The sequence below is a fragment of the Serratia sp. PAMC26656 genome (assembly GCF_016469055.2).
GTDB lineage: Bacteria > Pseudomonadota > Gammaproteobacteria > Enterobacterales > Enterobacteriaceae > Serratia > Serratia plymuthica.
In genome coordinates, this window is the sequence record NZ_CP150486.1 from 5,229,366 (window position 1) to 5,252,686 (window position 23,321).

At 56.4% G+C, this 23,321-nt stretch carries 26 protein-coding genes; 7 read left to right on the forward strand and 19 right to left on the reverse strand.

Annotated elements, in window-relative coordinates; translation table 11 throughout:
* Positions 1–35: 35 nt before the first annotated feature.
* From fusA to fkpA, 8 genes are all read right to left on the reverse strand, one after another.
* Positions 36–2,150 (reverse strand): elongation factor G, encoded by a 2,115-nt coding sequence (gene fusA, locus JEM67_RS25540; protein ID WP_013814796.1) that lies wholly within the window; start codon positions 2,148–2,150, stop codon positions 36–38.
* Between the two features lie 97 nt (positions 2,151–2,247).
* Complete coding sequence (gene rpsG / locus JEM67_RS25545; protein ID WP_004951199.1) at positions 2,248–2,718, reverse strand: 30S ribosomal protein S7; 471 nt, start codon at positions 2,716–2,718, stop codon at positions 2,248–2,250.
* A gap of 96 nt (positions 2,719–2,814) precedes the next feature.
* A complete protein-coding gene (rpsL, locus tag JEM67_RS25550; protein ID WP_004930426.1) occupies positions 2,815–3,189 on the reverse strand; it encodes a 30S ribosomal protein S12 in 375 nt (124 codons plus the stop codon).
* A gap of 143 nt (positions 3,190–3,332) precedes the next feature.
* Positions 3,333–3,620, reverse strand: coding sequence for a sulfurtransferase complex subunit TusB (tusB, locus tag JEM67_RS25555; RefSeq protein WP_013814797.1), 288 nt, complete (start codon positions 3,618–3,620; stop codon positions 3,333–3,335).
* A 9-nt stretch (positions 3,621–3,629) separates the two neighbouring features.
* Positions 3,630–3,989, reverse strand: coding sequence for a sulfurtransferase complex subunit TusC (gene tusC / locus JEM67_RS25560; RefSeq protein ID WP_006328468.1), 360 nt, complete (start codon positions 3,987–3,989; stop codon positions 3,630–3,632).
* Positions 3,990–3,997: 8 nt separating this feature from the next.
* Positions 3,998–4,387 carry a sulfurtransferase complex subunit TusD gene (gene tusD / locus JEM67_RS25565; RefSeq protein WP_370576179.1) on the reverse strand — a complete coding sequence of 130 codons (390 nt, stop codon included), beginning with the start codon at positions 4,385–4,387 and terminating at the stop codon, positions 3,998–4,000.
* Positions 4,387–5,109 (reverse strand): helix-turn-helix transcriptional regulator, encoded by a 723-nt coding sequence (locus JEM67_RS25570; protein ID WP_013814799.1) that lies wholly within the window; start codon positions 5,107–5,109, stop codon positions 4,387–4,389. The genes tusD and JEM67_RS25570 overlap by 1 nt, the downstream gene beginning before the upstream one ends.
* Positions 5,110–5,524: 415 nt before the next feature.
* Positions 5,525–6,364 carry an FKBP-type peptidyl-prolyl cis-trans isomerase gene (fkpA, locus tag JEM67_RS25575; RefSeq protein ID WP_004951215.1) on the reverse strand — a complete coding sequence of 280 codons (840 nt, stop codon included), beginning with the start codon at positions 6,362–6,364 and terminating at the stop codon, positions 5,525–5,527.
* A gap of 369 nt (positions 6,365–6,733) precedes the next feature.
* Here fkpA and JEM67_RS25580 point away from each other — a divergent pair, with 369 nt between their 5' ends.
* Positions 6,734–6,961 (forward strand): SlyX family protein, encoded by a 228-nt coding sequence (locus tag JEM67_RS25580; protein ID WP_004951219.1) that lies wholly within the window; start codon positions 6,734–6,736, stop codon positions 6,959–6,961.
* Between the two features lie 58 nt (positions 6,962–7,019).
* Here the strand turns inward: JEM67_RS25580 and slyD are convergent, their stop codons facing one another.
* From slyD to kefG, 4 genes are all read right to left on the reverse strand, one after another.
* The gene (slyD, locus tag JEM67_RS25585) at positions 7,020–7,616 is read right to left on the reverse strand and encodes a peptidylprolyl isomerase (RefSeq protein WP_006318995.1); all 597 of its coding nucleotides are present in this window, start codon (positions 7,614–7,616) and stop codon (positions 7,020–7,022) included.
* A gap of 124 nt (positions 7,617–7,740) precedes the next feature.
* Positions 7,741–7,944, reverse strand: coding sequence for a YheV family putative zinc ribbon protein (locus JEM67_RS25590; protein ID WP_004951224.1), 204 nt, complete (start codon positions 7,942–7,944; stop codon positions 7,741–7,743).
* 16 nt (positions 7,945–7,960) lie between these two features.
* Positions 7,961–9,769 carry a glutathione-regulated potassium-efflux system protein KefB gene (gene kefB / locus JEM67_RS25595; RefSeq protein ID WP_199638500.1) on the reverse strand — a complete coding sequence of 603 codons (1,809 nt, stop codon included), beginning with the start codon at positions 9,767–9,769 and terminating at the stop codon, positions 7,961–7,963.
* A 2-nt stretch (positions 9,770–9,771) separates the two neighbouring features.
* Positions 9,772–10,323, reverse strand: a complete 552-nt coding sequence (gene kefG, locus JEM67_RS25600; protein WP_006328470.1) for a glutathione-regulated potassium-efflux system ancillary protein KefG — start codon at positions 10,321–10,323, stop codon at positions 9,772–9,774.
* A 133-nt stretch (positions 10,324–10,456) separates the two neighbouring features.
* Between kefG and JEM67_RS25605 the strand changes: the two genes are divergently transcribed.
* Positions 10,457–12,370: an ABC transporter ATP-binding protein gene (locus tag JEM67_RS25605; protein ID WP_013814802.1), complete on the forward strand. Its 1,914-nt coding sequence runs from the start codon at positions 10,457–10,459 to the stop codon at positions 12,368–12,370.
* 26 nt (positions 12,371–12,396) lie between these two features.
* On the opposite strand, the gene tauD is transcribed toward JEM67_RS25605, so the two are convergent.
* The 6 genes from tauD to JEM67_RS25635 form a co-directional block, all read right to left on the reverse strand.
* Positions 12,397–13,245, reverse strand: a complete 849-nt coding sequence (gene tauD / locus JEM67_RS25610; RefSeq protein ID WP_013814803.1) for a taurine dioxygenase — start codon at positions 13,243–13,245, stop codon at positions 12,397–12,399.
* The gene (tauC, locus tag JEM67_RS25615) at positions 13,242–14,078 is read right to left on the reverse strand and encodes a taurine ABC transporter permease TauC (RefSeq protein WP_199638502.1); all 837 of its coding nucleotides are present in this window, start codon (positions 14,076–14,078) and stop codon (positions 13,242–13,244) included. The genes tauD and tauC overlap by 4 nt, the downstream gene beginning before the upstream one ends.
* Entirely contained in the window at positions 14,075–14,842 is a 768-nt protein-coding gene (gene tauB, locus JEM67_RS25620; protein WP_013814805.1) for a taurine ABC transporter ATP-binding subunit, read from the reverse strand. Before tauB ends, tauC begins: the two co-directional genes overlap by 4 nt.
* A 9-nt stretch (positions 14,843–14,851) precedes the next feature.
* Positions 14,852–15,847 (reverse strand): taurine ABC transporter substrate-binding protein, encoded by a 996-nt coding sequence (gene tauA, locus JEM67_RS25625; RefSeq protein ID WP_199638504.1) that lies wholly within the window; start codon positions 15,845–15,847, stop codon positions 14,852–14,854.
* A 115-nt stretch (positions 15,848–15,962) separates the two neighbouring features.
* Positions 15,963–16,745: a PhzF family phenazine biosynthesis protein gene (locus tag JEM67_RS25630; protein ID WP_199638506.1), complete on the reverse strand. Its 783-nt coding sequence runs from the start codon at positions 16,743–16,745 to the stop codon at positions 15,963–15,965.
* 10 nt (positions 16,746–16,755) lie between these two features.
* On the reverse strand, positions 16,756–17,358 hold the full coding sequence (locus tag JEM67_RS25635; protein WP_199638508.1) for a LysE family translocator: 603 nt from the start codon (positions 17,356–17,358) through the stop codon (positions 16,756–16,758).
* A gap of 118 nt (positions 17,359–17,476) precedes the next feature.
* On the opposite strand from JEM67_RS25635, the gene JEM67_RS25640 reads away from it, so the two are divergent.
* The 3 genes from JEM67_RS25640 to JEM67_RS25650 all read left to right on the forward strand — a co-directional run bounded on the left by JEM67_RS25640 (position 17,477) and on the right by JEM67_RS25650 (position 19,708).
* A complete protein-coding gene (locus tag JEM67_RS25640) occupies positions 17,477–18,457 on the forward strand; it encodes a hydrolase (protein WP_199638510.1) in 981 nt (326 codons plus the stop codon).
* The gene (locus JEM67_RS25645; protein WP_013814810.1) at positions 18,454–18,687 is read left to right on the forward strand and encodes a YheU family protein; all 234 of its coding nucleotides are present in this window, start codon (positions 18,454–18,456) and stop codon (positions 18,685–18,687) included. Before JEM67_RS25640 ends, JEM67_RS25645 begins: the two co-directional genes overlap by 4 nt.
* A gap of 151 nt (positions 18,688–18,838) precedes the next feature.
* Positions 18,839–19,708, forward strand: coding sequence for a phosphoribulokinase (locus JEM67_RS25650; protein ID WP_013814811.1), 870 nt, complete (start codon positions 18,839–18,841; stop codon positions 19,706–19,708).
* 45 nt (positions 19,709–19,753) lie between these two features.
* Here the strand turns inward: JEM67_RS25650 and JEM67_RS25655 are convergent, their stop codons facing one another.
* On the reverse strand, positions 19,754–20,161 hold the full coding sequence (locus tag JEM67_RS25655) for an OsmC family protein (RefSeq protein WP_004951254.1): 408 nt from the start codon (positions 20,159–20,161) through the stop codon (positions 19,754–19,756).
* 379 nt (positions 20,162–20,540) lie between these two features.
* Here JEM67_RS25655 and crp point away from each other — a divergent pair, with 379 nt between their 5' ends.
* A complete protein-coding gene (gene crp / locus JEM67_RS25660; protein WP_005969523.1) occupies positions 20,541–21,173 on the forward strand; it encodes a cAMP-activated global transcriptional regulator CRP in 633 nt (210 codons plus the stop codon).
* A 54-nt stretch (positions 21,174–21,227) separates the two neighbouring features.
* The gene (locus tag JEM67_RS25665) at positions 21,228–23,303 is read left to right on the forward strand and encodes a YccS/YhfK family putative transporter (RefSeq protein ID WP_199638512.1); all 2,076 of its coding nucleotides are present in this window, start codon (positions 21,228–21,230) and stop codon (positions 23,301–23,303) included.
* Positions 23,304–23,321: the final 18 nt, after the last annotated feature.

Genomic DNA, 23,321 nt, shown 5'->3' on the forward strand with positions numbered 1-23,321 from the left:
GAGAGAGCACTGATCAATGTGTTAAACCCGAAAGCTTATTTACCACGGGCTTCGATAACGGCCTGAGCGACGTTGTTCGGCGCATCATCGTACTTCAAGAACTCCATGGAGTAAGAAGCACGGCCTTTGGTCAGAGAACGCAGTTGAGTTGCGTATCCGAACATCTCGGACAACGGAACTTCAGCGTGAATCTGAACGCCAGTAGCGTTGGATTCCTGACCTTTCAGTTGACCACGACGACGGCTAAGGTCACCGATGACGTCACCAGTGTTCTCTTCCGGCGTTTCAACTTCAACCTTCATAATCGGCTCAAGCAAAACAGGTTTCGCTTTCTTAAAGCCATCTTTAAAGGCGATAGACGCGGCCAGTTTAAACGCCAATTCGGAGGAGTCAACATCGTGGTAAGAACCGAAATGCAGACGCACACCGAGATCAACAACCGGGTAACCGGCCAGCGGACCAGACTTAAGCTGCTCCTGGAGACCTTTATCAATGGCAGAGATGTATTCCGTTGGGATCACACCACCTTTAATGTCATTGATGAACTCGTAGCCTTTCGGATTTGAGCCCGGCTCCAGCGGGTACATGTCGATAACAACATGACCATACTGACCACGACCACCAGACTGCTTGGCGTGTTTACCTTCGATATCGGTAACTTTCGAGCGAATCGCTTCACGGTAAGCAACCTGTGGTTTACCCACGTTCGCTTCAACGTTAAATTCACGACGCATACGGTCAACCAGGATGTCCAGGTGAAGTTCACCCATACCTGCGATGATAGTCTGACCAGATTCTTCGTCAGTCCATACGCGGAATGATGGGTCTTCTTTCGCCAGACGGCCCAGAGCCAGACCCATTTTTTCTTGGTCAGCTTTGGTTTTTGGTTCCACTGCAACGGAAATTACCGGCTCAGGGAACTCCATACGCTCCAGAATGATCACGTGGTTTGGATCACACAGAGTGTCACCGGTAGTCACGTCTTTCAGACCGATCGCAGCAGCGATGTCGCCTGCACGAACTTCTTTGATCTCTTCACGCTTGTTAGCATGCATCTGAACGATACGGCCCAGACGTTCACGCTGAGATTTCACTGGGTTAAATACAGTGTCACCTGAGTTGACGAGACCGGAGTAAACACGGAAGAACGTCAGGTTACCCACGAATGGGTCAGTAGCGATTTTGAACGCCAGAGCAGAGAACGGCTCAGAGTCGTCAGAATGGCGAACTGCTGGAGTGTCTTTACCGTCATCCAAAATACCGTTGATAGCTTCAACGTCAGTTGGTGCAGGCAGATACTCAACAACAGCATCCAGCATTGCCTGTACGCCTTTGTTTTTAAACGCAGAACCACAGGTAACCAGGATAACTTCATTGTTCAGAACGCGCTTACGCAGAGAACTTTTGATCTCTTCTTCAGTCAGCTCTTCGCCACCAAAGAATTTCTCCATCAGCTCATCAGAGCCTTCAGCAGCGGCCTCAACCAGTTTCTGACGCCATTCTTCAGCCAGTTCTTGCATATCAGCCGGGATCTCTTCGTATTCGAAGGTCACGCCCTGATCGGCTTCGTTCCAGTTGATTGCTTTCATCTTCACCAGGTCAACAACACCGGTGAATTTCTCTTCCGCGCCGATAGCCAGCTGCAGAGGGACCGGAGTTGCACCCAGACGTTGTTCAATCTGACCAACAACTTTCAGGAAGTTAGCACCCATACGGTCCATTTTGTTAACGAACGCGATGCGTGGAACTTTGTATTTGTTAGCCTGACGCCATACGGTTTCAGACTGTGGCTGAACGCCACCAACTGCACAGTAAACCATTACCGCGCCATCAAGAACACGCATGGAACGTTCTACTTCGATGGTGAAGTCAACGTGCCCTGGGGTGTCGATGATATTAATGTGGTGTGGTTCGAACTGCTTAGCCATACCAGACCAGAAACAGGTGGTCGCAGCAGACGTGATGGTAATACCACGTTCCTGCTCCTGCTCCATCCAGTCCATGGTAGCTGCGCCGTCGTGCACTTCACCGATTTTGTGGTTTACACCGGTGTAGAACAAAACACGTTCGGTAGTGGTCGTTTTACCGGCGTCGATGTGAGCGCTGATACCGATGTTACGATAGCGCTCAATGGGTGTTTTACGAGCCATTTGATTCCTCTATTGCCTTAGGCGTTCAAGTTCGGTTAACCCAAGCGGGTTGGCTTCTTGAAGCGCCCGCTTGGTTAGCATAACTACTGCGTGGCAATTACCAGCGGTAGTGGGCGAACGCCTTGTTGGCTTCTGCCATACGGTGAACGTCTTCACGTTTCTTAACAGCAGAACCTTTGTTCTCAACTGCATCAGAAAGTTCGTTCGCCAAGCGCAGAGCCATGGATTTATCACCGCGTTTACGAGCAGCATCAACGATCCAACGCATTGCCAGAGCATTACGACGGACCGGGCGGACTTCAACTGGTACCTGATAAGTAGAGCCACCAACGCGGCGCGACTTAACTTCTACAGTCGGGCGAACGTTGTCGAGAGCTACTTCGAAAGCTTCCAGGTGATTTTTACCAGAACGCTGAGCCAGGGTCTCCAGCGCGGTATACACGATAGCTTCTGCAGTAGATTTTTTACCGTCTACCATCAGGATATTTACAAATTTGGCCAACAGCTCGGATCCGAACTTAGGATCTGGCAGGATTTTACGTTGGCCTATTACGCGACGACGTGGCATGGAAATACTCCGTTGTTAATTCAGGATTGTCCAAAACTCTACGAGTTTATTTTGACATTAAAGTGAAAATGTTTGGCCTTACTTAACGGAGAACCATTAAGCCTTTGGCTTCTTCACGCCGTACTTGGAACGAGCTTGCTTACGGTCTTTAACGCCGGAGCAGTCAAGTGCACCACGGACGGTGTGGTAACGCACACCTGGCAAGTCTTTAACACGACCGCCACGGATCAGGATCACGGAGTGTTCCTGCAGGTTGTGACCTTCACCACCGATGTAGGAAGTCACTTCGAAACCGTTAGTCAAACGCACACGGCATACTTTACGCAGCGCGGAGTTTGGTTTTTTCGGAGTGGTGGTATATACGCGGGTACATACACCACGTTTCTGCGGGCAGGCTTCCAGCGCTGGAACGTTGCTTTTAGCAGCCTTCACAGAGCGTGGTTTGCGAACCAGCTGATTAATTGTTGCCATTAAAAAAGCTCCTGGTTTTGCTTCGTTTGTTGCTTCGTAAACATGTGATAAATCCCCTCGTATGCACTACTGGCAAAGTACGAGGCCGCAGAATTTTATGGCTGAGCGGTAGAGGTGTCAAGAAATATACAACATCACTCTCATCACCAAGCCATTTGGCTTCGATGTTTTTCGGTTAATTCAACGAAGTGATTATAGCCGATGACAGTGATTTTGTGTGAAAAATGACCAGCCAAGCCTCTGGCTTCCAGGTCGTCCTGCAGCGCATAAAGAGATATGGGGGCATTGAGCAGTAATTCAAGGTGCGCGCTGCCGGCCAACCCGGCCAGTACGCCATCCTGTATCAGCAGCAGATCGTCGCCTTGTGTGGTCAAGCGCAACAATGCCGGCAAATCGCATTGAGTGGGAGAGTGGCTAAGGGTATACAGCATCCGAATGTCCTAAAAAGTCATTACCGCGTCATAACCGGCCAACTGTTGACGCAACGCATCCGGTGCCAGCACCTCGGCCTCCAGCACCCAGTCGGTCACCTGACTCAGACCGCGCTCCTGCAAAGATGCCTGGCACAGATAACACTGCTCGACGTCATACAGCGGCAGCACGCCAAAGGTGGCGATATAGTTGCGCGCCAGAATTTTTTCCGGCTGCTGCCCCGGCAATAGCTGCAATACGCCATCGCCGATAAAAAACACGCCCAAATCTTCGCTCAGCGCCGAAGTCGCCAACAGCGCATCCAGCCCTTCCCTGCCGCCGGTGCCGCCGTGCGGGCCTTGGGTAAAAACAAAAGCGACTCGTTTCATAAATTATCTCAAAACTGCACCAGGCGATCACAACTTAGTGACGCCTCTGCCAGTGAGCCCAATCCTCTAAGGGTAAAACCGGGTTGCAGGTTAGCCGTTTCCAGCCCCTGCTGCGCAGCTTCCTGTTCATCGGTCACACCGCGCCGCAACGCCGCGGCCACACAAACGTTGAGCTCAATACCGTGCTGCTGCGCCAGCTGCGCCCAGCCGCGCACCAGATCGAACTCATCGCTGGCAGGGGATGTCAGTTGGTTGGCATTCAGCACCCCTTCACGGTAGAAAAACACGCTGGAGAGCCGATGCCCTTTCGCCAGCAGGGCTTGTGCGAATTGATAGGCGCTGCTGGCCTGCTGGGTGCCATACGCCGGGCCGGTGACCAAAAGGCAGTAATCCAGCATCAGCGCTCGGTTCCCAGCAGGTCACCGCTTTTGAACTGGCGGATATACAGATACACGGTGTGTTTGGAAATATTCAGGCGATCCGCCACCTGATTAATCGCATCTTTGATATCAAAAATGCCTTTTTCGTAAAGATTCAGCACCACCTGACGATTTTTGGCATTGTTGGAGACATTGCGATCGGCATTAACCTCCTCAATGGTGAACTCCAGCGTCTGCGCCACCAGATCGTCCACGGAAGAGGCAAAGTTGACTGAGGGGGCCACTTCCTGGGTTTCCGGCGGCATGAAAGTCTGCATTACCTGGGAGAACGGCACATCGAGGTTCATGTTGATGCACAACAGGCCGATCACCCGCTGCTCACGATTACGGATGGCGATAGTGACCGATTTCATCAGCACACCGCTCTTGGCGCGGGTGAAATAGGCCTTAGACACACTGCTGTCGTCGCCGGCCATATCATGTAGCATCCGCAGCGCCAGGTCGGTGATTGGCGAACCGATCTGCCGCCCGGTATGTTCGCCGTTGGCGATACGCACCGCCGAGCATTTCAAATCTTCCAGCGCGTGCAGCACGATCTCGCAGTGACCGCCGATCAGCATAGCGAGCCCATCGACCACGGCTTCATAAGACTTCAGGATTTCATGATCCGTCTGGCTAAACGGACGTTCATTCAGCAAATCAAGTTCGCTGGCTTCGCTGGATAAAAGCGAATTAGACATCGAAAATACCACCCTCAAAGATCGCCTGTGCCAGGGGGCGCAGCTAAAACTGCTCGTGCAGGCTCCCTCTTCCACAGGCGGCATACCCTTGAGGATCCACAGGGCAGGCAGGCTGGTATCAGCATGAAACAGCACGACGAGCGTCCGCAGGCCAAGACGGCCGGGAACAGTTTTAGGTACACGCCCTAAGGGGCAGGCGCATGACTCATAAGTCCGGATTATTAGTCTAGCAAAACTACCAGAGTAAAGTCCTTGCGTTTGCGCGTGGTATTGACGTTAAGCCCGATGCCCGGCAGGCGTCAAGCAATCAGTGGGAGGGAGAGTAAAAGTTACGCCTAATCGAGCATTAATCAGAGACACTGAAATGAACACCGCCGCGAAGAAGATTCGCGGCGGTGATGGCAATCAGACAGGCTTATTGCGCTTTGGCGTCAGCCGCTGCGTCAGCCGGTTTTTCAGCCTTGGCGTCTGCTTTCGGCGCAGCTTTCACATCCAGCAGCTCAACGTCGAATACCAGGGTAGAGTTAGCCGGAATACCCGGAACGCCCGTTTTACCGTAGGCCAGTGCCGGTGGAATTACCAGCTTGATTTTGCCGCCTTTCTTGAGGTGTTTCAGGCCTTCAGTCCAGCCTGGGATCACGCCGTCCAGACGGAATGACAGCGGCTCACCACGGGTATAGGAGTTGTCAAACTCGGTGCCGTCGGTCAGAGTGCCTTTGTAGTTCACTACCACGGTGTCGCTGTCTTTAGGCGCTTCACCCGCACCCGGTTTCTCTACCTTGTACAGCAGGCCAGATTCGGTTTTCTTCACGCCTTTTTCTTTGGCGAAGGTCTCACGGTACTTGGCGCCTTTCGTTTCGTTGTCTTTAGCGTCTTGTTCCATCTTCGCCTGAGCAGAAGCCTTCACGCGCGCTTCAAAGCTCTGCAGCGTTTTTTCGATGTCCGCATCGTTCAACTTGCTCTTGTTGGCGAAAGCGTCCTGAACGCCCGAGATCAACTGGTCTTTATCCAGTTTGATACCCAGTTTTTCTTGTTCTTTCAGAGAGTTGTCCATGTAACGGCCGAGGGATGCGCCCAGTGCGTAAGCCGCTTGCTCGTCATCGTTCTTGAACTTGCCGGTGCTTGGTGCTGCTGCAGCGTCCGCTGGTTTAGCGGCTTCGGCCGGTTTAGCCGCATCAGCAGCCATAACCTGAGTCGCATTCAGAGCAAAAGCCATGGTGGTTGCCAGAAGCGTGACTTTAAACAAAGATTTCATCCATTTCTCCAGTGTCTGAAGCGGTGCCCCAAACAGTCATTAAGTAAGATAACCGGGCTACTATAGCTGCCTGAAAGAAAACAAAACAGTCACACAGGTAACCAATCGAGTCAAAGTGTGACTCCAGGTTTAAGGAGAAGTTTCCTTTAATGTGCTACCTGCATGATAAATCAGATTATTCTTCCACCCGACACGATAACGGTAACAAAAACAGCCGCGATAAGCGCTCTATTTTTCAGCACTTTACACAGTGTTCAGCCGCCTGCGGTTATCCCTTGCTCTGCGGGGGCGAAATAGCGCAGCGCAAAGCCGGCGACAGCTGTTAACATAGTGCCAGATTCAGGATTAAACCGCGTCAGAGGTAACATCATGCACAACGCCGATACCCAAAGCCTGTTACTGCGGCTTGAGGAATTGGAAAGCCGCCAGGCCTTCCAGGAAGTCACCATTGAAGAACTCAACCAAACCGTGGTGCAGCACCAGCTTGAAATGCTGAAATTGCAGGAGCACCTGCGCGTGCTGACCGATAAACTGCGCTCGACCCAAACGTCGATGATCGCCTCGCAGTCGGAAGAGACTCCACCGCCACATTATTGATAACCCATAAAAAAGGGCAGCCCTGGGGCTGCCCTCTCTCGCTATTGCTGCGCCGCGATTAGTGGCAGCCGCAACCGCCGTTACCGCAACCGCCTTTCTTAGCCTGATCCTGGTCATGCGCATGGTCATGATCGTGATCGTGGCCATGACCGCCGCAGCAACCGTCACCGTGTTCGTGGTGGTGATCGTGCTCGCCGTGTACGTGACCGTGCGCCAGTTCTTCAGCGGTGGCTTCGCGGATCGCGACAACTTCCACGTTGAAGTTCAGGTTCTGACCCGCCAGCATGTGGTTACCGTCAACCACTACGTGATCGCCGTCCACTTCGGTGATTTCGACCGGAACCGGGCCCTGATCGGTGTCAGCCAGGAAACGCATGCCGACTTCCAACTCGTCAACGCCCATAAAGACGTCTTTCGGCACGCGCTGCACCAGGTTTTCGTCGTAGTTGCCGTACGCATCGTTGGCGCCAACATTAACGTCAAAACGATCGCCTGCTTCGTGGCCTTCGAGTGCTTTTTCCAGACCTGCAATCAGAGAACCATGCCCGTGCAGATAGTCCAGCGGCGCGCTCACCGGAGACTCATCAACCAAAACACCGTCTTCTGTACGTACTTGGTAAGCCAGGCTGACCACCAAGTCTTTTGCTACTTTCATGATATCTCCTACCGTTGGACACTTGGACGCAGCCCATCATCGGGTGCCGCGCCTTTACCGGACAGATTGTATCGGAAATCTGCCCCGCTGTACCCTCCAGCATAAAAAAACGCGCCCGATAACGCTACTCCGGATGGAAAATACCGATTACCTGCTCCTGCGGCCGGACGTGCTTTTCCACCTGTTGTTCGGTCTGGCGCTGATGATGACCGCACTTGACGCACTCCACCACTTCGACCTGGTCTTCACGCCAAACTGCCAGCGTATCCATAGCCTTACAGCTCGGGCAGACCGCACCGGCGATAAATCTTTTACGTGTAGCAGACATCTTTCTGTGCTCCAAATTATTCGTATTCATCCCAGCCGTCGAACTGGCGACTCTCTTTTTGCATTTCGCGATGGAAAAGTTCTTCAAGCTCGCGCCGCGCCTCTTTCACGCGGGAAATCTGCGCCACATCGCCATGATGCGGCGGCATCAGTTCACGCAGCATGCGCATGTCCAGCCGGCGAAAGTGCTGCTGCGCGCGATAGGCCTGATGAGGATGCATACCCAACTCCATCAGCGCCTTGCGTCCCAGTTCCAGTGCGCTGGAGAAGGTTTCGCGGCTGAACTGTTTGACCCCGGCCTGAAGCAGTTCGTGCGCCTCCACGCGGCCGCGTGCGCGTGCCAGAATGCTCAACTCCGGGAAGTGCTGTTGGCACAAACGCACGATTTCCATGGTGTCTTCCGGCTCATTGCAGGTGATGACAATCGACCTGGCCTTCGCCGCGCCGGCCGCACGCAGCAGCTCAAGTTCGGTGGCGTCGCCGTAATACACTTTATAGCCATAGCGACGCAGCACGCCGACCGCGCTGACATCGCGCTCCAATACGGTAATACGCATCTTGTTGGCCATCAACAAGCGGCCGATCACCTGGCCAAACCGCCCGAAACCGACAATGATCACCTGCGGATCGTCGTCCTCCACATACGGCGTTTCTTCGTCTTCATCCGGGGCGTTGTAACGGCGGGCCAGGATGCGATCGATAATCTGCATCAGCAGGGGTGTGGTCATCATCGACAAGGTCACCACCACCAACAGCAAGGCGAGTTGGTCAGATTGCAGCACCTTCTGCGCCCCCGCAGCGGAAAACAGCACGAAGGCAAACTCTCCGCCCTGGCTGAGCACACCGGCGAACTGCAAACGCACCGAACTGCGCAGGCCAAAGATGCGCGACAGCGAGTACAGCACCCCTGACTTGATCGCCACCAACAGCACCACACCCAGCAGCACTTCGACCAGATGGGTATAGAGCACGCCGATATTCAGCGCCATCCCCACCGAGATAAAGAACAGCCCCAGCAGCAGCCCTTTGAACGGCTCGATGGCAATCTCCAGCTCATGGCGATATTCGCTCTCCGCCAACAGCACACCGGCGATAAAGGTGCCAAGCGCCATCGACAGGCCGAGCGTATCCATAAACAACGCCGCCCCCAATACCACCAACAGTGCGGCGGCGGTGAAAATTTCGCGCACCCCGGAAGAAGCGATATAGCGGAACAATGGCCGCAGCAGAAAACGTCCGCCGATCAGCATGCCGCCGAACGCCGCGACCTTGATCGTGATTTCCGCCCAGTCGTCGCTGGTGCCACCGGCGCCGGCCAGGATAGGGATCAGCGCCAGCGCCGGGATCACCGCCATATCCTGGAACAGCAGTACCGAAAACCCTAACTGGCCGCCTTCATTGCGGTTCATGCCCTTCTCGCGCATCAGTTGCAACGCCATCGCCGTCGATGACATCGCCAGCCCGATCCCGCCGATAACGGCGGCCTGCCAGGCGAAATGGGTCAGATAAAGCAGCGCCCCCAACACCGCGGCGGTGATCAACACCTGCCCGGCGCCAACGCCGAATATCGAACGCCGCAGTTCCCAAAGTTTGGTCGGGTTCAGTTCCAGCCCGATGATAAACATCAGGAACACCACGCCCAACTCGGAAAAATGCAGGATCTCATCCACATCGCGGATAAAGCCCAATCCCCAAGGGCCGATGGCAATACCGGCGATCAGGTAGCCCAGCACCGCACCAATCCCCAGACGACGGGCGATCGGCACCGTGACCACGGCGGCAAACAGGAACAGCAAAATTGCGGTCAGTAACGTCGAGCCTTCCATGATCACCTTCCTCCCTGCGGCAGCGGGTTACGCAGCCAGTCGCCATAGGCCGTAGCGTGGCTTTCCAACACCTCCGGCTTCTGCCGACGCGCCCAATACACCAGCATCGGCGTCAGCCAGTGCATATGGCACATGGCGGCGGTCAGTTCGAACGGGCGCAGGATATCTTCCATTGGATAACGGTTATAACCGCCGGTGCGGTAGGCGCCTTCAGGTTCTCCGGTGGTGATCACCGAACGCCAGTATTTACCCGCCAGCGCATTGCCGCCCATGCCGCTGGCAAAACCGCGCGACAGCACGCGATCCAGCCATTCTTTCAGCAATGCCGGGCAACTGTAGGTATAGAGTGGATGTTGAAAAACAATGACCTGATGTTCACGCAGCAGTTGTTGTTCGTGGTGAATATCAATAAAAAAGTCAGGATAGTGCGCGTATAAATCGTGCACGGTGACATGTTCCAACTGCTGCGCCGGTCGAAGCAAAACCCGATTCGCGACCGAGTCATGGGATTCCGGATGGGCATACAGCAGCAAGACCTTGGGCGGCTGCGACATCATTCCCCTCCAAAGCGTCGTCAGGATAGCGGTTTTCCGTTACCATGCTTCGCAAAGACTAATAATAGGACAGTCTGTGTCCTGTTAACTTAGAATCCTCTCAATTTAACATACTCTGAACATACGGCGCTTTATGATTGTATTCTCCTCGCTACAAATCCGACGCGGTACCCGCGTCCTGTTGGACAACGCCACGGCGACGGTTAATCCAGGTCAGAAAGTCGGCCTGGTGGGTAAAAACGGTTGCGGCAAATCCACGCTGCTGGCGTTGCTGAAAGGCGAAATCGCCGCGGACGGGGGTACTCACACCTTCCCCACTAACTGGGCGCTGGCCTGGGTCAACCAGGAAACGCCGGCATTGGACGTGCCGGCCATTGAGTATGTTATCGACGGCGATCGCGAATTCCGCCAGCTTGAAGCCGAACTGGAATTGGCCAACGAGAAAAACGACGGCCACGCCATCGCCACGCTGCACGGCAAACTGGACGCCATCGACGCCTGGACCATCCGCTCCCGCGCCGCCAGCCTGCTGCACGGTCTTGGCTTCTCCAACGAGCAGTTGCAAAGCCCAGTGCGCGCTTTCTCGGGCGGCTGGCGCATGCGTTTGAACCTGGCACAGGCGCTGGTCTGCCGTTCAGATCTACTGCTGCTCGACGAACCGACCAACCACCTGGATCTGGACGCGGTCATTTGGCTGGAACGTTGGCTGAAAGGCTATCCGGGCACGCTGGTGCTGATTTCCCACGACCGCGACTTCCTCGATCCGATCGTCGATAAAATTCTGCATATCGAACAAGAAACCATCAACGAATATACCGGCAACTACTCCTCGTTCGAGCGTCAGCGCTCGACCAAACTGGCGCAGCAGCAGTCGCTGTATCAGCACCAGCAGGAGAAGGTGGCGCACCTGCAAAGCTATATCGATCGCTTCCGTGCGCAGGCCACCAAAGCCAAACAGGCACAGAGCCGCATTAAAATGCTCGAGCGCATGGAGCTTATCGCCCCGGCTCACGTCGATAACCCGTTCAGTTTCAGCTTCCGCCAGCCGGAAAGCTTGCCGAACCCGTTACTGCGCATGGAGAAGGTCAGCGCCGGTTACGGCGACAAAGTGATCCTGAAATCGATCAAGCTCAACCTGGTGCCCGGTTCGCGCATTGGCCTGCTGGGTCGTAATGGCGCCGGTAAATCTACCTTAATCAAAATGCTGGCCGGCTCGCTGGAACCGCTGAGCGGTGAGATTGGCCTGGCGAAGGGCATCAAACTGGGCTACTTCGCTCAACATCAGTTGGAGTTCTTGCGCGCCGACGAATCGCCGTTGCAACACCTGAGCCGCATCGCTCCCCGGGTGCTGGAACAGCAACTGCGCGACTACCTGGGCGGTTTCGGCTTCCAGGGCGACAAGGTCACCGAGGCCACCGAGCGTTTCTCCGGCGGCGAAAAAGCGCGGCTGGTGCTGGCCCTGATCGTCTGGCAGCGCCCTAACCTGCTGCTGCTCGACGAACCGACCAACCACCTGGATCTGGACATGCGCCAGGCGTTGACCGAAGCGCTGATCGATTTCGAAGGCGCGCTGGTGGTGGTTTCGCACGACCGCCACCTGCTGCGCTCCACCACCGACGATCTCTATCTGGTGCACGATGGCCAGGTGGAAGTTTTCGAAGGCGATCTGGATGACTACCAGCAATGGCTGAGCGACCTGCAACGGCAGGAAAACCAGCAGGATGCGCCGGAGAAAGAAAACAACGGCAACAGCGCACAAGCGCGTAAAGATCAGAAACGCCGTGAAGCCGAATTCCGCACCCAGACTCAACCGCTGCGCAAGCAAATCGCCAAGCTGGAACAGCAGATGGAAAAACTGGGCGCCGAACTGGCGGCGGTAGAAGAGAAGCTGGCGGACTCTGCGCTGTATGACATCAGCCGCAAAGCCGATCTGACCGAGTGCCTGCAAAAACAAAGCCAGGCCAAATCCGCCCTGGAAGAGACGGAAATGACCTGGCTGGATGCGCAGGAGCAGTTGGAACAGCTGACAAACGAGTTTGAATTGTAGGAGCGCAGCACGCTGCGCCCACGGCTTCACGCCTTGTAAAAAGGTTTATCCCCTAAAATGGTCGCACGGTGCATGATGCGCCGCTGCGGCAGATAATCCGCGTTGGCGTAATGCTGCGTCACGCGGTTATCCCAAATCGCGATGTCATTCTCCTGCCAGCGCCAGCGCACCTGGAACTCCGGCTTGGTGATGTGGGCGAACAGGAAGTTCAGCAATGCCTCGCTCTCCTTCGGCGCCAGATCCACAATCCGCGTAGTGAAACCTTCATTGACGAACAGCGCCTGTCGCCCGCTTACCGGATGAGTACGCACCACCGGGTGCAGCAGCGGCGGGTTTTTCTGCTTCGCCACCTGCCAACGCTGGTGCTCCTCGTCGCTCGACAAATGCTTATGCTCCGGGAATGACTTGGTGAAGTCATGTTCCGCCTTCAACCCGGCCAACAGTTGCCTGAAGGGTTCAGACAACGCTTCATAGGCCGCGATACCGCTGGCCCACAAGGTATCGCCACCGAAAGACGGCAACGTCTTCGCCGCCAGTATCGCCCCCTGCGGCGGGTTTTCGATAAAGGTGACGTCGGTATGCCAGTTGTCGTTGTCCGGCGGGTTATCGTCATGGGTATCCAGCACGATGATCTCTTCCACGTCGGTGGCGTGCGGGTAAACCGGATGGATGTGCAGATCGCCGAAGCGCCCAGCCAAATCACGCTGTTGCAGCGGAGTGATCGGTTGATTGCGGAAGAACAGCACCTGGTGTTTAAGCAATGCATGGTAAAGCTGCTCAAACTGGCCGTCGCCCAGAGGTCGCGCCAGTGCGACATTTTCCACCAGCGCGCCGATGTAGGGCCCCAGCGGGGTAATCTTCAGACGTTCGTTCATTGCTGTACTCCATGCCACGGGGTCAATCGGCGCTGCAAGGCACGCAGCCCCAGCTCCAGCCCAAATGCAATAATCGCAATCACGCCGATCCCGGCCAACACCACGTCGGTGGCCAGAAACTCACCGGCGGATTGCACCATAAATCCCAAACCGCGAGTAGCGGCGATCAGTTCGGCTGCCACCAGCGTCGACCAACCGACACCCAGCCCAATGCGGATGCCGGTCAAAATTTCCGGCAACGCACTCGGCAGCACCACAAAACGCAGCACCTGCCAGCGGTTGGCGCCTAAAGCGCGAGCGGCGCGCACCCGTACCTGTGCCACGCTGCGCACGCCGGCTACGGCAGATAGCGCAACCGGGGCGAAGATCGCCAGGTAAATAAGCAGAATTTTCGAGGTTTCGCCGATGCCGAACCAAATCACCATCAGCGGCAGATAGGCCAGCGGCGGCACCGGGCGGTAAATCTCAATCAGCGGGTCGAGAATGCCACGCACCGTGTCGTTCAGCCCCATGGCGATACCCACCGGAACGCCGATAATCACCGCCGCCAGCAATGCCACCAGAATGCGTCCCAAGCTGGCCGCCAGGTGCTGCCACAGCGTGGCGTCCATAAAGCCCTGCGGGCTGGCGATGACCAGCAACTGGTGCAACACCTGCTGCGGTGCCGGTAAAAATAACGGGCTGATCAGGTTCAGTGCGGTCACGCCCCACCAGACAGCCAAGACCACCAGCAAGGTAGCACCGCTCAGCAAAAGGTTGCGCGGTATGCGGAAACGACGCGGCGCCGCAACCTGCGGTTGGGCAACCTCTTTGAGGGCGGAATGCAGGCTCATAGCAATGCCTCGCGCTGTTGGAACACTTTGCCCAGCACATATTCGCGCTGCGCGATAAATTCCGGATCGGATTTGATCGAACGACATGCCTCGCCGCTGGCGTAGCGCTGGCCGAAGTTCAGCGAAAGGCGCTCCACCACCTGCCCCGGCCCCGGCGACAACAGCAACAGTTCGCTTGCGAGGAAAACCGCCTCTTCAATATCGTGGGTAATCAGCAATACCTGCTTGCCGGTATCACGCCAAATGGTCAGCAGCAGTTCCTGCATCTGCTCACGGGTGAAAGCATCCAGCGCGCCGAACGGCTCGTCCAACAGCAACAAGCGCGGATCGGCGGCCAGCGCGCGGGCAATGCCGACCCGCTGGCGCATGCCACCGGAAAGTTGCCAGATAAAGTGCCGCTCGTAACCCGCCAACCCCACGCGTTGCAACATCTGCTGCGCCACCTCTCGGCGCTCCTGCTTGCCGATACCGGCCAACTGCAGGCCAAACTCGACGTTATCCACCACGTTACGCCACGGAAGTAACCCCTCATGCTGGAACACCACGCCCCGCTCGGCTCCTGGGCCGTTAACGGACGCTCCATCCAACGTGATGCTGCCAGCTGAAGGCTCAATAAACCCGGCGATCAAATTCAGCAGCGTGGTTTTGCCGCAGCCCGACGGGCCGAGCACCACCACCAGTTGCCCGGCGGCAATCTGGAACGAGACGTCGCGCAGTGCGGGGCGCCCCTGGTAGTCTGCTGAAAGATGGTTAACGTTTAGCATGCGGCTCCCCTACGACTGCGGCGCAGCCTGCACCTGTTTCACAAAGCGGTCGGTCACATAGGCGCTGTAATCGCTGTCGACCTGCGGGATTTTGCCCTGCTGTTTGAGGAACGCGGCGGTATCGCGAATCGCCTTGTCCACCGGCTGACCAAGCTGGGTAATCTGCTCGGCCACCGGCAGATAGGTGTTGCCCTTTACCAGCACCGGCACCTGCTCCTCCGGCACGCCACTCAGGCGGGACAGCGTACCGAGATTGCTTTTGTCCTTCAGCCATTGCTCCGGTTGTGCCAGATAGGCTTTCTGGGCATTCAACGCGCTGGCGGCAAAGGCAGTCACCACCTCCGGGTGTTTTTCGGCGAAGTCCTTGCGCACCACCCAGACGTCGAGCGTCGGCGCCCCCCACTCCCCAACCTGTGCGGAATCTGTCAGGACCTTGCCCTGTTTGGCCAGCTCGTTGACCACCGGCGCCCAGACGTAGGCGCCGTCGATATCACCGCGCTGCCAGGCGGCAGCGATGGCCGGCGGCTGCAGATTGAGGATTTTGACCTGCTCAGGCTTGATGCCCCAATGCTTGAGAGAGGCCAGCAGGCTGTAGTGGGTGGTGGAGATAAAAGGCACCGCAATGCGTTTACCGATCAGATCTTGCGGGCCTTTAATGTCCTTCTTCACCACCAGCGCTTCAGAACTGCCAAGCTGCGAGGCGATCAGGAACACTTCGATAGGGAGTTTCTGGCTGGCGGCTACCGCCAGAGGGCTGGAGCCGATATTACCGATCTGCACGTCGCCGGAAGCCAGTGCGCGCAACACGCTGGAGCCGCTGTCGAATTTGCGCCAGTCAACGGTGGCACCGGACTGCTTGGCAAAGCTGTTTTCCGCTTGCGCCACCTTGGCCGGTTCCGCCGAGGTTTGATACGCCACGGTAACGTCGACCGCCTGCGCACTGGCCGCGCCGAGCGATAACACCAGCAGCGTTACGCCGCGTAATGAAAAGAGTTTGCTCGCCATGATCTGCCCCGTTGATAAAAGTCTGTTCAGTTGCTGACAGTTTTATCCGAGCGCTGACGAGCGATAAAAGAATAAAAAAAACCTCGTTATTACCTTGAGGAATATACCATGGCATTCAGAGCGATAACTCACCCCGTAAAAACGTCCGTGCATAACCGCCGAGCAGCGTGCGATCGCCTTTCCATTCGCAAAACAGCTCACCGCCGCGAGTGGAAATCTGCCGGGCATGCAGCTTATGGCGCCCCAGGCGTGCAGCCCAATAAGGTGCCAGCGTGCAGTGCGCGGAGCCGGTCACCGGGTCTTCACCGCCGTCGAGGGTAAAATAACGCGAGACAAAATCTACCTTTTCACCCGGGGCGCTGACGATGACCACGCGGCCGGCCAGCGCGATTAACGCCGGGATGTCCGGCTGCAACGCCCGCACCTGATCTTCGCTATCCAGCAGCACCAACAACGCGGTGGCCTGCCACACGTCCTGCGGTTTCACGCCGAGCAGCGCCGCCAGCCCAGCCGGTTCTGCCACCTTTTGCGGCAGTCGTGAAGGGAAATCCAGGATCAACCGCTCGCCGTCGGCAGCATCACGCTTAACGTACAGCTCGCCGCCGGCCGAGCGGAAGCGGATATCCTGCAGCGCCGGATTCACCGCGCTGAACATCACGTGCGCCGCCGCCAGCGTGCCGTGGCCGCAGAGATCCACTTCACGCTGAGGAGTGAACCAGCGAATCGCCGACATGTCGCCATCGTCCCAGACAAAGCTGGTTTCCGGCAGGCACAGCTCATTGGCAATGGCCTGCATCTCGGCAGCCGACAAGGGCTGCTTCAGCAGGCAGACGCCCGCCGGATTGCCACGTAAGCCTTCGCCGGTAAACGCCACTACGTGGAAGTAATTGTCCGTCATCCGCAATTCCTTAATGCCAGATAAGTAACACACAGGCCGCGGTTAACAGCCCCATGGAAAGGTTAAACAGGATCCAGGCCTTTTTGCTGCGCAGCAAACGGCCAATCACCGTGCCAAACCCCAGCCAAATAACCCCGGCGACGACATTCACCACGAAAATACCCAGCGCAATCGCCAGAATAGAAGCGTTATATTTATCGCCCGCCAGACTGAAGCTCGCCACCGCGCCCAATGCCATCAGCCAGGCCTTGGGGTTGAGGAACTGCAGCAGCCAGCCCTGATACAACCTGATAGGCTGCGGCGGCGCCACGTCGGTTTCCAGCTTTTCATAGGCGGCGGTAGCGACTTTCCACGCCAGCCATAACAGGTACAGGCTGCCGAGGACTTTCAGGATCAGGTGCAGCGCAGGGTAAACCAAAATCAGGCTACCGACGCCGAATGCCACCAGCAGCAAAATGCTTTGCATGCCGAGCATAATGCCCAGCATCAACAGCAGTGAGCGCATAAAGCCAAAATGGGCGCCGGAGGTGGTCAGTAACATATTGTTGGGGCCAGGCGTGATCGCGGCAACCCACAGGAAGCCTAACATCGAAAGAAATAAACTCGGTTCCATGAAGCGGGTGCTCCTCACCCGGGGCGTTTTTTGCAGTATTATTGTTAACTCATGGTATTGAAGCTAACAGTGCGCTATTGATCAGACAATAGCCGCCAATAAGATTTTCACTCAGGTTATGCATGAATCCTTTCGCCCTTTGACCGGGGCCAGTAACCCACATTTGCAAACGCTGCTGCCACGGCTGGTGCGCCGCCGCGTGCGGTTGAAACCGCACTGGCAGCGGCTGGAATTGCCCGACGGCGATTTTGTCGATCTCGCCTGGAGCGAAGATCCGGCACAGGCCGCCGGCAAGCCGCGCGTGGTACTGTTCCATGGGCTGGAAGGCAACTTCTACAGCCCCTATGCTCACGGCCTGCTCAACGCCTGGCGTGAAAAAGGCTGGCTCGGGGTGGTTATGCATTTTCGCGGTTGCAGCGGCGTACCGAACCGCAAACAGCGCATCTATCACTCCGGCGAGACGGAGGATGCACGCTTTTTTCTGCGGTGGCTGCACGCCACCCACGGCGAAGTGCCGACGGCGGCGGTTGGCATCTCGCTCGGCGGCAATATGCTGGCCTGCTACCTGGCTCAGCAAGGGGCAGACAGCCTGTTGCAGGCGGCGGTGATCGTGTCCGCTCCGCTGATGCTGGAGCCCTGTTCATTGCGAATGGATCAAGGATTCTCGCGCGTTTATCAGCACTATCTGCTCGGGCAGTTGAAACAAAACGCCACCCGCAAGCTGCTGCACTACCCCGACACTCTGCCGCTCAAGCTGCCGCAACTCCGGGCGCTGCGCCTTATCCGCGACTTTGACGATGCCATCACCTCACGCGTCCACGGCTTTAGCGACGCCACCGATTACTACCGCCGTTGCAGCGCGCTGCCGCTGTTACCGGCAATTCAGACGCCGCTGCTGATCATCCATGCCAAAGACGATCCCTTCATGACCGACGAAGTGATCCCCGACATCGCCGGCCTGCCGCGCAACATTGAATATCAGTTGACCGAGTTTGGCGGCCATGTCGGCTTTGTCGGCGGCAGTTTGAACAAACCCCACATGTGGCTGGAATACCGCATTCCATCCTGGCTTTCCCCTTATCTGGAACCCACAACGTGATTATCCCCTGGAAAGAACTGGAAACCGAGACCCTGAACAGCCTGATCGAGTCCTTTGTGCTGCGCGAAGGCACCGACTACGGCGAACACGAACGTTCGCTGGAGCAGAAAGTGGAAGACGTTCGCCGCCAGTTGAAAAACGGCGAGGTCCTGTTGGTCTGGTCAGAACTGCATGAAACCATCAACATCATGCCGCGCGGGCAGTTCCGTGCCGGGCAGGAAGAAAATTAGTGCCTGCCGGTTCTATGACTGACGGAAAAAATCAGGTAACAATGAACCATTGCAAACCCGCGCGCGGAATTTTGCCCTTGGCGAAAGGGCGTCAAACAGACCAATAACCCTACTCTGACGCCAGCGCATTTAACACGGAGTGACAACCACCATGTCCGCCAAACATCCCGTTATCGCAGTGACCGGCTCCAGCGGCGCCGGCACCACCACCACCAGCGTGGCGTTCCGTAAGATATTCCAGCAGTTGAACATCCGCGCTGCGGAGCTGGAAGGCGACAGCTTCCACCGTTATACCCGGCCGGAAATGGACGCGGCGATCCGCAAAGCACGCGATCTGGGTCGTCATATCAGCTATTTCGGGCCTGAGGCCAACGACTTCGGCCTGCTCCAACAGAGCTTTATCGAGTACGGCAAGAACGGCACTGGACGGTCACGCAAGTATCTTCATACCTACGACGAAGCGGTGCCCTATAACCAGGTACCCGGCTCCTTTACGCCGTGGGAAGCGCTGCCGGCGCCGACCGACGTGCTGTTCTATGAAGGGTTGCATGGCGGCGTGGTTGCCGAACATACCGACGTGGCCAAACACGTCGATCTGCTGGTCGGCGTGGTACCGATCGTTAACCTGGAGTGGATCCAAAAACTGATCCGCGATACCGGCGAGCGTGGCCATTCACGTGAGGCGGTGATGGATTCGGTGGTGCGTTCGATGGAAGACTATATCAACTACATCACGCCGCAGTTCTCGCGCACCCACATCAACTTCCAGCGCGTGCCGACGGTGGATACCTCCAACCCGTTCGCCGCCAAAGCCATTCCTTCACTGGATGAAAGCTTCGTGGTGATTCACTTCCGCGGGCTGGATCAGATCGATTTCCCTTACCTGCTGGCGATGCTGCAAGGCTCTTTTATCTCGCACATCAATACGCTGGTGGTGCCGGGAGGCAAAATGGGGCTGGCGATGGAGCTGATCATGGCGCCGCTGGTGCAGCAACTGCTGGAAGGCAAAAAAATCGGGTAATGGGTCGGAGCGCGGCGGCAAGCCGCGCCCCTTTAATCTTACGCGTTACGCTACGTCGCGGATTTCAAAGCTGTGAGTCACGCTGGCAGCCTTGTTCAGCATCAACGATACCGAGCAGTATTTCTCGGCGGAGAGGTTCACCGCACGTTCCACGATATTGTCGGTCAGATCTTTGCCGGTCACGATAAAATGCAGGTTGATATGGGTAAAGACGCGCGGCACTTCTTCACGCCGTTCGGAGGTCAATTTTACCTCGCAATCACGCACATCATTACGCCCTTTCTTCAGGATCGACACCACGTCGATAGCACTGCATCCCCCCACCGACATCAACACCATTTCCATCGGGCTGGGTGCTTTATCGCCGGCGTTGCCGTCCATCAACACCTGATGGCCAGACGCGGATTCCCCCAGAAACGTCAACCCTTCCACCCACTTAACTCTTGCCTGCATATTGGTCACTCCGATTAATTTCTTAAAATCAGAGTACGCTTTCGCATAGAAACTGGCAACGGAACCTGATGCTAGTCATGCGCGAGCAAGACAACACGAGACACCCGCCTCACTCTGTGCTACAAACAGAGCCGCAATAAATCTTTCCGGGACACTGATTTCAGGGAAACTCCCAGAGAAAGGCTCCTTTACCGGTATGTTAATAGAATGTAGCTTGCAGCTCTCCCGGCAAGTTAATATGCTAGAGCGACAGCGTATATTTATGACACGCCTCAAAACCTGCTGCCAGCCACCCTTAAAACAACGGCGACAGCACGTTTTACAGGGAACTCTGACCCCTGTGACACAAGGCAGCGATAACAACAGAGGATAACAGCGAATGGTTCTCGGCAAACCGCAAACAGACCCTACACTCGAATGGTTCCTGTCTCATTGCCATATCCACAAATATCCATCCAAAAGTACGCTGATTCACCAAGGTGAAAAAGCCGAAACGCTTTACTACATCGTAAAAGGCTCCGTCGCGGTGCTGATTAAAGATGAAGAGGGTAAAGAGATGATCCTGTCCTACCTTAACCAGGGGGATTTCATCGGCGAGCTTGGATTATTTGAAGAAGGCCAGGAGCGTAGCGCCTGGGTCAGGGCGAAAACCGCCTGTGAAGTGGCTGAGATTTCTTACAAGAAATTCCGCCAACTGATTCAGGTCAACCCGGACATCCTGATGCGCCTGTCAGCGCAGATGGCAAACCGCCTGCAAGTGACCTCAGAAAAAGTGGGTAACCTCGCCTTCCTTGACGTTACCGGCCGCATCGCGCAAACGCTGCTGAACCTGGCGAAACAGCCCGATGCCATGACCCACCCCGACGGCATGCAGATCAAAATCACCCGCCAGGAAATTGGTCAGATCGTCGGTTGTTCACGTGAAACCGTCGGCCGCATTCTGAAAATGCTGGAAGATCAAAACCTGATCTCCGCCCACGGCAAAACCATTGTCGTTTACGGCACGCGTTAATCACTGAAAAAACGGCGCGATGATTCGCGCCGTTTTTTTATGCCCCGACCGATCATGTGGCGTCGACTGATTTACCACCCGGAAGTCAATTACGCACTGCGGCAAACGCTGGTGCTGTGTCTGCCGGTGCTCCTTGGCCTGCTGATCGGCCACCTGCAACTCGGCCTGCTGTTTTCCCTGGTTCCCGCCTGCTGTAACATCGCCGGGCTGGACACGCCCCACAAACGTTTTTTCAAACGCCTGATCGTCGGCGGTTCACTGTTTGCACTCAGCAGCCTGTTGCTGCAACAGGCGTTGCTCTGGCAATTGCCGCTGCCGGCGTTGATGCTCAGCCTGGCTCTGCTGCTCGGTGTCAGCGGCGAAATCAGCCCATTACATGCCCGCCTGCTCCCCGCCGCGTTGATCGCCGCCATCTTTTCTCTCAGCATGGCTGGCACGGTGCCGCTGTGGTACGCCCCCTTACTGTATGTAGTGGGTACCGCCTGGTACGGCCTGTTCACCTGGTTCTGGTTCAAGCTGTGGAAAGAACAGCCGATGCGCGAATCGCTGAGCCAGCTTTATCTGGAACTGGCAGACTACTTTGAAGCCAAGTATTCCCTGTTAACCCAACATACCGATCCGCAAACCGCGTTACCGCCATTGCTGGTGCGCCAGCAAAAAGTGATGGACCTGATCAGCTTGCTGTATCAGCAACTCAACTTTTTGCCGCACGCCAATAATCTCGAGCAAAAACGCCTGCAGCGAACCTTTCAGGTCGCGCTGGATTTACAAGAACACATTACCGTCAGCCTGCACCTGCCGGAAGAAGTGCAAAAACTGGTAGAGCAAAGCCAGGCCGAAGCGATTATCCGCCGCAATGCGCAGGTGATTGCCGGCCGGCTGCGCACGGTGGCGCACGATATTCTCTATCATCAATACTCCCAGCGCTTCAGTATGACCAACGAGCTGGCAGCATTGGAAAAAGTGGCCGCACAGCATCCCGACAATCCAGTGGGTCAGTTCTGTTACTACCACTTCAGCCGCATCGCTCGCCTGCTGCGCACCCAGCATCCGTTATACCGTCGCGACCTGATGGCCAATCAAAACCGCCTGCCGTTCTGGCCGGCGCTGTTCAGCTACCTGTCGTTCAAATCCAACGCCCTGCGCAATGCGGCACGGCTGGGGGTAATGCTGGCAGCAGGCAGCAGCCTGGGAATGGTTTTCAATCTGCCAAAACCTTACTGGATCCTGCTGACCGTCATGCTGGTGAGCCAGAACGGCTACAACGCCACCCGGGTTCGTATCCAGCACCGTGCGCTCGGCACGTTGGCCGGGCTGGTAATCGCCGCCGGGTTGCTGCAGTTGCAAATGCCCGAGGGCGCTACCCTGAGCGTGATGCTGGTCATTACGCTGGCGGCCTATCTGGTTTCGCGTAAAAACTACGGGCTGGCGGTGATTGGCTTTACGGTGACGGCGGTCTATACCCTGCAACTGCTGGCGCTGAACGGCACACATTTCTTGATCCCCCGCCTGATAGACACCCTGATCGGCTGCGTGTTGGTGTTCGGCGGCACTATCTGGCTGTGGCCACAGTGGCAAAGCGGCCTGCTGCGCAAGAACGCCCATCAGGCGCTGGAGAAAGATCAACAGGCACTGCGCCTGCTACTGGAAGAGCAGGAACCTGATCCCAGCGCGCTGGCCTATGCGCGCATGCAGGTGAACCAGGCGCACAACGCGCTGTTCACCTCATTGAATCAGGCAATGCAGGAGCCGGGGTTTGAATCCAGCTATCTGGCGGATATGCGCCTGTGGGTAACGCACAGTCAGTTTATTGTCGAACACCTGAACGCGATGACCATTCTGGCGCGCGAGCACTATATGCTGACGCCCAAGCTGGCGCAGGAGTATCTGCAAACCTGCGAGATAGCGCTGCAAAGCTGCCAGCAGCGGCTGGAATACGATGGACCAAGCAGCGGCAACAGCATCATGCAGCCACCGGATTTGCACCCGGAAATGCCGGTTACCGAAATGGAGCGCCACCTGCGCCGCATTCTGTCCCACCTGAGCGTCATGCACACCATTTCGTCGCTGGCCTGGCGCCAGCGCCCCCATCATGGCATCTGGCTGAAACGTAAACTGCGCGATCAATAAGGGCGCCCTGCGGCGCCC

Coding starts and splice junctions, on each gene's coding strand:
- fusA (WP_013814796.1), bottom strand. CDS start 2,150: ATGGCTCGTAAAACACCCATTGAGCGCTATCGTAACATCGGTATCAGC.
- rpsG (WP_004951199.1), bottom strand. CDS start 2,718: ATGCCACGTCGTCGCGTAATAGGCCAACGTAAAATCCTGCCAGATCCT.
- rpsL (WP_004930426.1), bottom strand. CDS start 3,189: ATGGCAACAATTAATCAGCTGGTTCGCAAACCACGCTCTGTGAAGGCT.
- tusB (WP_013814797.1), bottom strand. CDS start 3,620: ATGCTGTATACCCTTAGCCACTCTCCCACTCAATGCGATTTGCCGGCA.
- tusC (WP_006328468.1), bottom strand. CDS start 3,989: ATGAAACGAGTCGCTTTTGTTTTTACCCAAGGCCCGCACGGCGGCACC.
- tusD (WP_370576179.1), bottom strand. CDS start 4,387: ATGCTGGATTACTGCCTTTTGGTCACCGGCCCGGCGTATGGCACCCAG.
- JEM67_RS25570 (WP_013814799.1), bottom strand. CDS start 5,109: ATGTCTAATTCGCTTTTATCCAGCGAAGCCAGCGAACTTGATTTGCTG.
- fkpA (WP_004951215.1), bottom strand. CDS start 6,364: ATGAAATCTTTGTTTAAAGTCACGCTTCTGGCAACCACCATGGCTTTT.
- JEM67_RS25580 (WP_004951219.1), top strand. CDS start 6,734: ATGCACAACGCCGATACCCAAAGCCTGTTACTGCGGCTTGAGGAATTG.
- slyD (WP_006318995.1), bottom strand. CDS start 7,616: ATGAAAGTAGCAAAAGACTTGGTGGTCAGCCTGGCTTACCAAGTACGT.
- JEM67_RS25590 (WP_004951224.1), bottom strand. CDS start 7,944: ATGTCTGCTACACGTAAAAGATTTATCGCCGGTGCGGTCTGCCCGAGC.
- kefB (WP_199638500.1), bottom strand. CDS start 9,769: ATGGAAGGCTCGACGTTACTGACCGCAATTTTGCTGTTCCTGTTTGCC.
- kefG (WP_006328470.1), bottom strand. CDS start 10,323: ATGTCGCAGCCGCCCAAGGTCTTGCTGCTGTATGCCCATCCGGAATCC.
- JEM67_RS25605 (WP_013814802.1), top strand. CDS start 10,457: ATGATTGTATTCTCCTCGCTACAAATCCGACGCGGTACCCGCGTCCTG.
- tauD (WP_013814803.1), bottom strand. CDS start 13,245: ATGAACGAACGTCTGAAGATTACCCCGCTGGGGCCCTACATCGGCGCG.
- tauC (WP_199638502.1), bottom strand. CDS start 14,078: ATGAGCCTGCATTCCGCCCTCAAAGAGGTTGCCCAACCGCAGGTTGCG.
- tauB (WP_013814805.1), bottom strand. CDS start 14,842: ATGCTAAACGTTAACCATCTTTCAGCAGACTACCAGGGGCGCCCCGCA.
- tauA (WP_199638504.1), bottom strand. CDS start 15,847: ATGGCGAGCAAACTCTTTTCATTACGCGGCGTAACGCTGCTGGTGTTA.
- JEM67_RS25630 (WP_199638506.1), bottom strand. CDS start 16,745: ATGACGGACAATTACTTCCACGTAGTGGCGTTTACCGGCGAAGGCTTA.
- JEM67_RS25635 (WP_199638508.1), bottom strand. CDS start 17,358: ATGGAACCGAGTTTATTTCTTTCGATGTTAGGCTTCCTGTGGGTTGCC.
- JEM67_RS25640 (WP_199638510.1), top strand. CDS start 17,477: ATGCATGAATCCTTTCGCCCTTTGACCGGGGCCAGTAACCCACATTTG.
- JEM67_RS25650 (WP_013814811.1), top strand. CDS start 18,839: ATGTCCGCCAAACATCCCGTTATCGCAGTGACCGGCTCCAGCGGCGCC.
- JEM67_RS25655 (WP_004951254.1), bottom strand. CDS start 20,161: ATGCAGGCAAGAGTTAAGTGGGTGGAAGGGTTGACGTTTCTGGGGGAA.
- crp (WP_005969523.1), top strand. CDS start 20,541: ATGGTTCTCGGCAAACCGCAAACAGACCCTACACTCGAATGGTTCCTG.
- JEM67_RS25665 (WP_199638512.1), top strand. CDS start 21,228: ATGTGGCGTCGACTGATTTACCACCCGGAAGTCAATTACGCACTGCGG.